Annotated in this window: 10 protein-coding genes; all 10 read left to right on the forward strand. The window is 69.9% G+C overall.

The genetic code is table 11. The annotated features are described in order from the left end of the window. The first annotated feature begins 145 nt into the window (after positions 1–145). Genes AC07RV_RS43460 through AC07RV_RS43505 form a run of 10 tightly spaced genes read left to right on the forward strand, consistent with a single transcriptional unit; the run spans position 146 to position 9,473 of the window. A complete protein-coding gene (locus tag AC07RV_RS43460) occupies positions 146–925 on the forward strand; it encodes an SDR family NAD(P)-dependent oxidoreductase (protein WP_296779018.1) in 780 nt (259 codons plus the stop codon). Between the two features lie 60 nt (positions 926–985). Then, a complete protein-coding gene (locus AC07RV_RS43465; protein ID WP_296779016.1) occupies positions 986–2,197 on the forward strand; it encodes an ABC transporter substrate-binding protein in 1,212 nt (403 codons plus the stop codon). Between the two features lie 16 nt (positions 2,198–2,213). Continuing rightward, positions 2,214–3,116 (forward strand): branched-chain amino acid ABC transporter permease, encoded by a 903-nt coding sequence (locus AC07RV_RS43470; protein WP_208507742.1) that lies wholly within the window; start codon positions 2,214–2,216, stop codon positions 3,114–3,116. A gap of 2 nt (positions 3,117–3,118) precedes the next feature. After that, a complete protein-coding gene (locus tag AC07RV_RS43475; RefSeq protein WP_208507741.1) occupies positions 3,119–4,084 on the forward strand; it encodes a branched-chain amino acid ABC transporter permease in 966 nt (321 codons plus the stop codon). Beyond that, on the forward strand, positions 4,081–4,866 hold the full coding sequence (locus AC07RV_RS43480; protein ID WP_296779010.1) for an ABC transporter ATP-binding protein: 786 nt from the start codon (positions 4,081–4,083) through the stop codon (positions 4,864–4,866). The genes AC07RV_RS43475 and AC07RV_RS43480 overlap by 4 nt, the downstream gene beginning before the upstream one ends. Then, on the forward strand, positions 4,859–5,578 hold the full coding sequence (locus AC07RV_RS43485) for an ABC transporter ATP-binding protein (protein WP_203203133.1): 720 nt from the start codon (positions 4,859–4,861) through the stop codon (positions 5,576–5,578). Before AC07RV_RS43480 ends, AC07RV_RS43485 begins: the two co-directional genes overlap by 8 nt. Before the next feature lie 28 nt (positions 5,579–5,606). Continuing rightward, positions 5,607–6,356 carry an SDR family NAD(P)-dependent oxidoreductase gene (locus tag AC07RV_RS43490; protein WP_296779007.1) on the forward strand — a complete coding sequence of 250 codons (750 nt, stop codon included), beginning with the start codon at positions 5,607–5,609 and terminating at the stop codon, positions 6,354–6,356. A gap of 24 nt (positions 6,357–6,380) precedes the next feature. Continuing rightward, positions 6,381–7,127: an SDR family NAD(P)-dependent oxidoreductase gene (locus AC07RV_RS43495; RefSeq protein ID WP_093354319.1), complete on the forward strand. Its 747-nt coding sequence runs from the start codon at positions 6,381–6,383 to the stop codon at positions 7,125–7,127. Beyond that, positions 7,127–8,842, forward strand: a complete 1,716-nt coding sequence (locus AC07RV_RS43500) for an FAD-dependent oxidoreductase (protein ID WP_296779004.1) — start codon at positions 7,127–7,129, stop codon at positions 8,840–8,842. Before AC07RV_RS43495 ends, AC07RV_RS43500 begins: the two co-directional genes overlap by 1 nt. A 22-nt stretch (positions 8,843–8,864) precedes the next feature. Then, positions 8,865–9,473 carry a glutathione S-transferase gene (locus tag AC07RV_RS43505; protein ID WP_296779150.1) on the forward strand — a complete coding sequence of 203 codons (609 nt, stop codon included), beginning with the start codon at positions 8,865–8,867 and terminating at the stop codon, positions 9,471–9,473. Positions 9,474–9,573: the final 100 nt, after the last annotated feature.

The following is a 9,573-nucleotide window of genomic DNA, read 5'->3' on the forward strand; positions in this document are numbered from 1 at the left end:
AGGTATACATGATGCCGTGGAAATTGGTTCAATAGGTATCGAATAAGGGAAAACGAGGGCGTCCAAAGATAAGCATGTATACACAATGCGGTCCTCGATTCACTTTCACGCCGCATCCGACGCGGCTTCGGAGACCTCGCATCCCATGGCGGAACATCATGCACAAGCCCCCGGCCGGCTGGCCCTCGTGACCGGCGGCGGCCGCGGCATCGGCGAGGCCGTGTGCCGGCGCCTCGCGGCCAGCGGCCTGCGCGTCGTCGTGGCCGACATCGACGCAGACAACGCGCGCGCCGTGGCCGCCTCGCTCGGCGCGGGCCACCATGCGCGCCAATTCGACGTGAGCGACGAGGCCGCAGTCGAGGCCGCCTTCGAGGACATCGAGGCCGGCATCGGCCCGGTCGGCGTGGTGGTCTGCGTGGCCGGCCTGCTGCTGATGCCCGGCGGCGAACGCTCGCCGATCAAGGACACCTCGCTCGAGGACTGGGAGCGCACCTTCGCCGTGAACGCGCGCGGCGTGTTCCTCTGCGGCCGCGCCTACCTGCGCCGGCGCGAGGCGCGGCCGGTGGCGCACGGGCGCATCGTCACCTTCGGCTCGGTGGCCGCGCAGCTCGGCGGCTACCGCTCGAGCGCCACCTACATCGGCGCCAAGGCCGCGGTGCTGGGCCTGACCAAGGCCATGGCGCGCGAGTCGGCGCACCTGGGCGTGACCGTCAACTCGGTCGCGCCGGGCCTGATCGACACCGAGATGCTGCGCGGCACCGTGCAGAGCAGCGGCGCGCTGGCGGCCGCGGCCGCCAACATCCCGCTCGGGCGCATCGGCACGGTGGACGACGTGGCCGGCGCGGTCGACTACCTGGTGTCGGAGCAGGCGGCGTACATCACGGGCAACGTGATCGACGTCAACGGCGGCTACCGCATGCAGTAACGCCCGGCGCCGGCGACCGGGCGGCGCCTTTCACTCACCCATACCAACGGAGACAACGTCATGAAAAAGAACTTCCTCGCCCTGGCATTCGGCACCGCGCTGTGCGCCCTGGCGGGCACCGCCGCCGCGCAGGCCGAGCCCGGCCTGACCGACAAGACCATCAAGATCGGCATGTTCTCGCCGATGTCGGGTGCGTCGATGAACTACGGCTTCGACGTCATCAACGCCGCGAAGATGTACTACGACAAGATCAACAAGGAAGGCGGCGTGAACGGCCGCAAGATCGAGCTCGTGGTGGAGGACGACCGCTGCAACGCCAACGACCTGCTGGCCGCGGTCAAGAAGCTCACCGAGCAGGACCAGGTGTTCCTGCTCAACGGCGGCTCCTGCTCGGCCGCCGTGGTCGGCGCGCGCGAATACGTCGAGCGCGCGAAGATCCCGCTGGTGATGCTCAACGCCTCGGGCGACGGCGCGCTGTATCCGCCTTCCAAGTACATCTACGGCGCGTTCTCGATCTCGCAGCACGCGGTCGGCGGCTCGATGGTGCAGTTCGCGAGCGAGCACCTGAAGGCGAAGAAGATCGGCTACATCAACCACGACGACGCCTACGGCGGCTGGAACCTCGAGTCGGCCCAGGCGCAGGCCAAGGCGCTGGGCGGCGTCGACCTGCAGGTGCAGTCGGTCAACCCGAACATCACCGACGTCACGGCGCCGATGCTCAAGATCAAGGCGGCCAACCCCGACGTGCTGCTGCTGACCACCTACGCGCGGCCCGTGAGCCTGATCGTCAAGCGCGCCTTCGAGCTCGGCTTCAACAAGCCGATCGTGCTGGCCGTGAACTCCACCGCCGACCTCAAGCAGCTGGTGGAGAACGTCGGCAACAAGGACGCCTTCAAGAACGTCTACATCCAGGAAGTGCTGGCCGACGTGCCCGGCGGTCCCAAGCTCAAGTGGGTCTACGACATGTACAAGGCCGCCTACCCCGAGCTGGCCGCCAAGCCCGGCTATCCGCAGACCTACATGCCCTACGGCATTCCCTCGGCCATGGCGGTGGTCAATGCGCTGAAGGCGGCCGGCCCCAGCCCCACGCGCGAGAAGGTGCTCACGGCGCTGTCGACCATGAAGTTCGACTCCGGCGTGATGGCCGGCCCGATCGAGTTCGGTCCCGACGACCGCGCGGCGCAGGAAGCGGCCATCTACATCAAGTTCGACGCCACCAACATGACGCTCGTGCCCGGCAGCTACAAGAGCGTGTGGAAGTACAAGCCCTGAGGGCGGCTGCGATCTCATGAGCCTTTCCGACATCTGGCTGTTCGTGCAGCAGGGCGTGCTGTCCGGCATCGTCACCGGCAGCGTCTACGCGCTGCTCGCGGTGGCGATCGTCATGGTCTTCAAGACCACCGACGTGCCGAACTTCTCGCAGGGTGAAATCTTCATGGCCGGCGGCTACCTCGCGCTGTTCCCGCTGGTGGTGTGGGGCTGGCCCTACTGGGGCGCGGTGCTCGCGAGCCTCGCGGTCACGGCGCTCGTGGCCGCCCTGTTCCAGCGCGTGGTGATGCAGCGCGTGACCGCCTCGCGCGGCGTCGGCGTGCAGCTGGTGATCGCCACGCTGGGCTTCGCCTACCTGCTCAAGGGCCTGGTGCGCAAGACCGGGCTGGGCGACACGCCGCGCTCGCTGCCCTCGCTGGTGCCGCAGGACCCGATCACCATCGGCCAGGCCTCGCTCACGCTGCTCGACCTCGCGATCTTCGGCACCGCCGTGGTGGTGATGGTGCTGCTGTACCTGATGTTCACGCGCACCCGCACCGGCCAGGCCATGCGCGCGGTCGGCATGAACCCGCGCGGCGCGCAGATCGTGGGCGTGAAGCTGGGCACCATCCGCATGAAGATCTGGGCCCTGACCGGGCTGCTGTCGGCCATCGCGGCGCTGCTGATCACGCCCAAGATCCTGATCACGCCCGACATCGGCCACATCGCGATCCTGGCCTACGCGGCCGCCATCGTCGGCGGTTTCACCAGCCTGCCGGGCGCGGTGGTCGGCGGCTTCGTCATCGGCATCGTCGAGAACCTGGTGGGGCTGTTCGTCTCGTCCAACGCCATCGTGGTCGCGCCCTTCGTCGCGATCATGGTGGTGCTGCTGGTGCGGCCGCAGGGCCTGTTCGGCGGCAAGCCGCAGGTGAAGAAGGTATGAGCATGCAGACCACTTCTCCCTGGTGGGATCGCGGCGTGCTGCTCGCCATGGCCGCGGTGCTCGCGGTGCTGCCCTTCGCGGCCAGCGGCTACGTGCTCTACGTGGTCAACCTGTTGATGGTGTTCAGCGTGCTCGCGCTCGGCATGCACCTGGTGATCGGCGAGACCGGCCAGTTCGCGCTCTCGCACGCGGCCTTCTTCGGCATCGGCATCTACACGGCCGGGCTCATCAACAACCAGTGGCAGCCGCCGTTCGTGGTGTCGATCCTCGCGGGCGCGCTGCTCGCGGCCGCGCTGGGCTGGGTCATCGGCCTGCTGGCGCTGCGCATGCGCGACATCTACCTGGCGCTCGCCACCTTCGCCTTCGGCGAGGCGATGCAGTGGGTGTTCCTCAACTGGGAGCAGGTGACCAATGGTTCGAACGGCCTGCAGATGAAGCCGGCCGCGCTCGGCGGCCTGCGGCTGATGAACGACCTGCAGGCCTATCCCTTCGTGGTCGCGATCGCGGCGCTGATGCTGTGGCTCACGGTGGCGCTGTCGCGCTCGCGGCTGGGCTCGTCGTTCCGCGCGGTGCGCGAGAGCGACGTGGCGGCGATCGCGATGGGCGTGAACACGCGCGCGGTCAAGGTCACGGCCTTCGTGCTGTCGGCCGCCTTCGCGGGCGTGGCCGGCGGCATGTACACGCTGTTCACCTCCTTCATCCATCCCGAGAGCCTGGGCTTCCAGACCACCATCCTGATCCTCACCATGGTGGTGGTCGGCGGGCTGGGCTCGGTGCGCGGCGCGGTGGCCGGCGCCATCGTGTTCGGCCTGGCCTCGGAGCTGCTGCGCCAGGCACCGTCCTACCAGGAGATCATCTACGGCGGCATCCTGATGCTGTTCATGATGTTCCTGCCCAAGGGCATGGCCTCGCTGTTCGCGGCGCGCAAGGCCACGCGCCGCGCGGCCCCGGCGGGAGGCGCGCGATGAGCACGACCAACGCCACCGCCTTCCTCGACGTGCGCGACATCAGCGTGGTGTTCGGCGGCCTCAAGGCGGTCAACGGCCTGTCGTTCCAGGTCGAGCAGGGCCGCATCCATGCGCTGATCGGACCCAACGGCGCCGGCAAGTCGACCACCTTCAACTGCATCTCGCGCTTCTACACGCCCAGCAGCGGCAGCGTCGTCTTCGAGGGCCGCGAGCTCACGCGCGTGTCGCCCTACCGCATGGCCTCGCTGGGCATCGCGCGCACCTTCCAGAACCTCGAGCTGTTCGCCGAGCTCTCGGTGCTCGAGAACGTGCTGCTCGGCACCCATGCGCGCGGCACCGGCACGCTGGGCCGGCTGCTGCGCCGCCCCGATCGCGAGACCGAGGACTTCGCGCTGCACCTGCTCGAGCGCGTGGGCCTGGCCGACGAACGCCACCAGCCCGCGCGCGACCTCGACTTCGGCCGCCAGAAGCTGCTCGAGCTGGCGCGCGCGCTGGCCATCAAGCCGAAACTGCTGCTGCTCGACGAGCCCGCGGCCGGCCTGCGCAACCGCGAGATCGAGAGCCTGGACCGGCTGCTCAAGGAGCTGGTGGCGCGCGACGGCATCACGGTGCTGCTGGTCGAGCACGTGATGCAGCTCGTGATGTCGATCTCGGACCGCATCACCGTCATGGCCTTCGGCGAGAAGATCGCCGAGGGCACGCCCGCGCAGATCGGCAGCGACGCGCGCGTGATCGAGGCCTATCTGGGCAAGGGAAGTGCAAAGGGGGCCGCGCATGGCTGAATCGCTGTTGTCGTTGCGCGCCATCTCGGCCGCCTACGGCCGCATCCAGGCGCTGAGCCATGTCTCGGTCGACGTGCCCGAGGGCGAGATCGTCGCGCTGCTCGGCAGCAACGGCGCGGGCAAGACCACCACGCTCAACTGCATCTCGAACATCGTCGACTGCACCGAGGGCGAGGTGCGGCTGGCCGGCGAGCGCATCGACCGGCTGGGCTCCGACGCGCTGGTCAAGCGCGGCATCGTGCAGGTGCCCGAGGGCCGGCAGGTGTTCCGCGACATGAGCGTGCGCGAGAACCTCGACCTGGGCGCCTACCTGCGCCGCGACCGCGCGGGCATCCGCAACGACCTCGAGGCCGTGTATGCGATGTTTCCCCGCCTCAAGGAGCGCCAGGGCCAGATGGCGGCCACGCTGTCGGGCGGCGAGCAGCAGATGCTCGCGATCGGCCGCGCCGTGATGGCGCGCCCGCGCGTGATGCTGTTCGACGAGCCCTCGATGGGCCTGTCGCCGCTGCTGGTGGAGCAGATGTTCGAGATCATCGAGCGGCTGCATCGCGAACAGAAGATCACCATCCTGCTGGTCGAGCAGAACGTGCAGCTCGCGCTCGCGGTGTCGAGCTACGGCTACATCCTCGAGAACGGCGAGATCTCGCTGCACGGCCCCGCCGCGCAGCTGGCCAACGACGAGGCCGTGCGCCGCGCCTACCTCGGCGTCTGAACGGCGCCGCTTTCGCAAAGGAATTCCCATGCTTCTGAAGGACAAGCTCTCGCTCGTCACGGGCGCCGCGCGCGGCCTCGGCGAGGCCATCGCGCGCCGCATGGCGGCCGAAGGCGCGCACGTGCTGGTGGTCGACCGCGACCTCGAGCCCGCGCAACGGGTGGCGGCCTCGATCCGCGCCGCCGGCGGGCGCGCCGATGCCGACAGCGTCGACGTCAGCGATGCGGCGGCGGTCGACGCGCTCGCCGCGCGCATCGCCGCCGCGCACGGCGACATCGACGTGCTGGTGAACAACGCCGGCATCTCCGCGCGCTCGAAGTTCGACGAGCCCGGTGCGCGCGAGGCCTGGGACCGCGTGCTGTCGGTCAACCTGCAGGGCGTGTTCAACGTGACGCAGGCCTTCGTGCCCGCGCTCAAGCGCACGCACGGCAGCATCGTCAACCTGTCGTCGATCGTGGCCTTCGGCGCGGGCATCTCCTCGGCCGGCTACGTGGTGGCCAAGGGCGGCGTGCGTTCGCTCACGCAGGTGCTGGCGCGCGACCTCGCGCCCTGGGGCGTGCGCGTGAACGCGGTGGCGCCCGGGCTCATGGTGACCGACATGACGGCCGGCCAGCGCGAGACCGAGCACGGCACCGACTGGTACATGGGCCGCGTGCTCACCAAGCGCCACGGCGAGGCCGACGAGATCGCCGGGCCGGTGGTCTTCCTCGCCTCGTCGATGGCCAGCTACGTCAATGGCGTGGTGCTGCCGGTCGACGGCGGCTACCTCGCGGCCTGAGCGCCGCGCTTCGACGGAACAACGATGAACAACAGCAGTGATGACAACAAGCCGCTGGTCCTGGTGACGGGCGGCGCCAGCGGCATGGGCCGCGCCATCGTCGAGCGCTTGGCGCGCGACGGCTGGCGCGTGGTGATGGCCGACTACAACGGCGCGCTGGCCGAGCGCGAGACCCAGGTGCTGCGCGCCGCCGGCCTCGACGTCGACTACCGCGCCATCGACCTGACCGACGAGGCCGCGGTGCGCGCGATGGTGCAGTCGCTGCCGCCGCTCGCCGCGCTGGTGAACAACGCCGGCATCTTCGACGAGCGCGCCTTCATGGACGTGAGTTCGGCCGACTTCCGCCGCATGTACGAGGTGAACCTGCTCGCGGTGGCCACGCTCACGCAGGAGGCCGCGCGCAAGATGGCCGACGGCGCGCGCATCGTCAACATCGCCTCGCGCGCCTACCTGGGCGCGAAGAACCATCCGCACTACGTGGCCTCGAAGGCCGCGCTGGTGGGCTACACGCGCGCCAGCGCGATGGAGCTCGCGCCGCGCGGCATCCTGGTGAACGCGATCGCGCCGGGCCTGATCGACACGCCGCTGCTGCGCGCGCTCACGCCCGAGCGCCGCGCCGCGCAGCTCGCGCTGCAGCCCACGGGCGCGGCCGGCCGGCCCGAGGACATCGCGCAGGCCGTGGCCTTCTTCGCCTCGCCGGCCACCGGCTTCGTCACGGGCCAGGTGCTGTTCGTCGACGGCGGCAAGTCGCTCGGCGGCTCGGGGGCGTGATGGCGCAGCCCCAGGAGAAGACCGGCTACGACGTGGTCGTGATCGGCAGCGGCGCGGGCGGGCTCGCGGCCGCGCTGACGGCGAAGCTCGAAGGCCTCGACGTGCTGGTGATCGAGAAGACCGACCGCATCGGCGGCTCGACCGCGATCTCGGGCGGCGCGGTGTGGGTGCCGCTCAACGACCAGGCCGAGGCCGCGGGCCATCCCGACACGCCCGAGAAGGCGCTGACCTACCTGCGCAACACGGTGGGCGCGGCCGGCGACGAGGCGCTGCGCCATGCCTTCCTCGAGGCCGGGCCGCGCGCGCTGCGCTATTTGCGCGAGCGCACCGACGTGCAGCTCGCCGCGCGCACCTACTCGCCCGACTACCACCCCGACCGCGAGGGTGCCGCGATGGGCGGCCGCTCGCTCGATCCGATCGAGTTCGATGGCCGGCTGCTCGGCCCGCACTTCCGCACCCTGCGCGATCCGCTGCCCGAGTTCTGCGTGCTCGGCGGGATGATGGTCAACATGACCGACGTGAAGCACCTGCTCGCGGTCACGCGCTCGTTCGCGTCGTGGAAGCACGGCATGAAGCTGGTGCTGCGCTACTTCGCCGACCGCTTGAGCGGCCACCACCGCGGCACGCGATTGCTGCTGGGCAATGCGCTCGCGGGGCGGCTGTTCCACGGGCTGCTGAAGCAGAAGATTCCGTTCTGGCTCGAAACGCCCGCGCTGGGGCTCGAGCAGGATGCGGGCGGTGCGGTGACCGGCGTGCGCGTGAAGCGCGATGGCCGCGAGATCGTGCTGCAGGCGCGGCGCGGCGTGGTGGTCGCGACCGGCGGCTTTCCGTGGAATGCGCAGATGCGCGCCGAGCACTATCCCGCGCCGACCGGGCCCTACTCGATGTCGCCGCAGGGCAATGTCGGCGAGGGCATCGCGATGGCGCGGCAGGCCGGCGGCGTGCTCGGCACCGGCCATGTGGGCCCGGCGCTGTGGGCACCGGTGTCGATGATGCAGCGCCCCGACGGCAGCATGTTGCGCTATCCGCACCTGGTGTGGGACCGCGCCAAGCCCGGGCTGATCGCGGTCGACGCGCGCGGCGAGCGCTTCGTCAACGAGTCGGCTTCGTACCACGAGTTCGTGCGCGGCATGTACCAGGCCAACGAGGCCGGCACGAGCGTTCCGGCGCTGCTGGTGTGCGACAGCGACTTCATGGAGAAGTGGGGCCTGGGCCTCGCGCTGCCGGGCGGGCGCTCGCGCGCGCACCTGGTGCGCGCCGGCTACCTGTACCGCGCCGACACGCTCGAGGCGCTGGCACGCCAGGCCGATGTCGACCCCGACGGCCTCGCGCGCACCGTGGCCGCGTTTAACCCACCGGCCGCGCGCGGCGAGGACCCGGCCTTCGGCAAGGGCAGCACGGCCTACAACCGCTACCTCGGCGACCCCGAGCACCAGCCCAATGCCTGCGTGGCGCCGGTCGCGAAGGCGCCGTTCTACGCGGTCAAGGTCTATCCGGGCGACATCGGCACGGCCCTGGGCGTGCGCGCCGATGGCCATGCGCGCGTGCTCGATGCGCGCGGCACGCCGATCGCGGGCCTGTACGTGGCCGGCAACGACATGCACTCGGTGATGGGAGGCGAGTATCCTGCGCCCGGCATCACGCTCGGACCGGCTCTGACCTTCGGCTGGGCCGCCGGCATGCACCTGGCCCATGGCCATGACGAACACGCCTGACCCCACACACTTCACACCCATCATGAAGATCTTCTATTCCCCCGCTTCCCCCTTCGTGCGCAAATGCATGGTCGTCGCGCACGAGCTCGGCATCGCCGAGCGCATCGAGCGCCTGCCGAGCGCGGCCGGCCCGGTGAAGCGCGACGCGACCATCCTGCCGACCAACCCGCTGGGCCAGGTGCCGACCTTCCTCACCGACGATGGCCAGGCGCTGTTCGACAGCCGCGTGATCTGCGAGTACCTCAACGACCAGCAGGGCGGCACGCTGTTCCCCGCCTCGGGCAAGGCGCGCTGGGCCCGTCTCACCGAACTCTCGCTGGCCGACGGCATGACCGCCGCCGCGCTGCTCGCGCGCTACGAGAACGTGCTGCGCCCGCAGGAATTCCGCTGGGCCGACTGGACCGACGGCCAGCTCGCGAAGGTGCGCACCGGGCTCGAATGGCTCGAGAAGGAAGCGGCTGGATTCGGCGAACGTGTGGACATCGGGACCATCGCTTTCGGCTGTGCGCTGGGGTACATGGACTTCCGGTTTCCGGATGTGGATTGGCGTGCTCAGGCGCCTCGCAGCGCTGAGTGGTTCGATGCGTTCAATCGGCGGGCCTCCATGCAGGCTACGTTGCCTACGGCTTGAGGTTGGAGCGGGCTCACGCCGATGGGGTACTCCCCTCCGCGAATGTCCCCCGCCCTTCGGGCTCCTCCTTTATTTCGCTGCGGGGAGTACCCCATCGACG

It is taken from the genome of Variovorax sp. GW821-FHT09B01, assembly GCF_059418345.1.

Coding starts and splice junctions, on each gene's coding strand:
- AC07RV_RS43485 (WP_203203133.1), top strand. CDS start 4,859: ATGGCTGAATCGCTGTTGTCGTTGCGCGCCATCTCGGCCGCCTACGGC.
- AC07RV_RS43470 (WP_208507742.1), top strand. CDS start 2,214: ATGAGCCTTTCCGACATCTGGCTGTTCGTGCAGCAGGGCGTGCTGTCC.
- AC07RV_RS43505 (WP_296779150.1), top strand. CDS start 8,865: ATGAAGATCTTCTATTCCCCCGCTTCCCCCTTCGTGCGCAAATGCATG.
- AC07RV_RS43465 (WP_296779016.1), top strand. CDS start 986: ATGAAAAAGAACTTCCTCGCCCTGGCATTCGGCACCGCGCTGTGCGCC.
- AC07RV_RS43490 (WP_296779007.1), top strand. CDS start 5,607: ATGCTTCTGAAGGACAAGCTCTCGCTCGTCACGGGCGCCGCGCGCGGC.
- AC07RV_RS43500 (WP_296779004.1), top strand. CDS start 7,127: ATGGCGCAGCCCCAGGAGAAGACCGGCTACGACGTGGTCGTGATCGGC.
- AC07RV_RS43475 (WP_208507741.1), top strand. CDS start 3,119: ATGCAGACCACTTCTCCCTGGTGGGATCGCGGCGTGCTGCTCGCCATG.
- AC07RV_RS43480 (WP_296779010.1), top strand. CDS start 4,081: ATGAGCACGACCAACGCCACCGCCTTCCTCGACGTGCGCGACATCAGC.
- AC07RV_RS43460 (WP_296779018.1), top strand. CDS start 146: ATGGCGGAACATCATGCACAAGCCCCCGGCCGGCTGGCCCTCGTGACC.
- AC07RV_RS43495 (WP_093354319.1), top strand. CDS start 6,381: ATGAACAACAGCAGTGATGACAACAAGCCGCTGGTCCTGGTGACGGGC.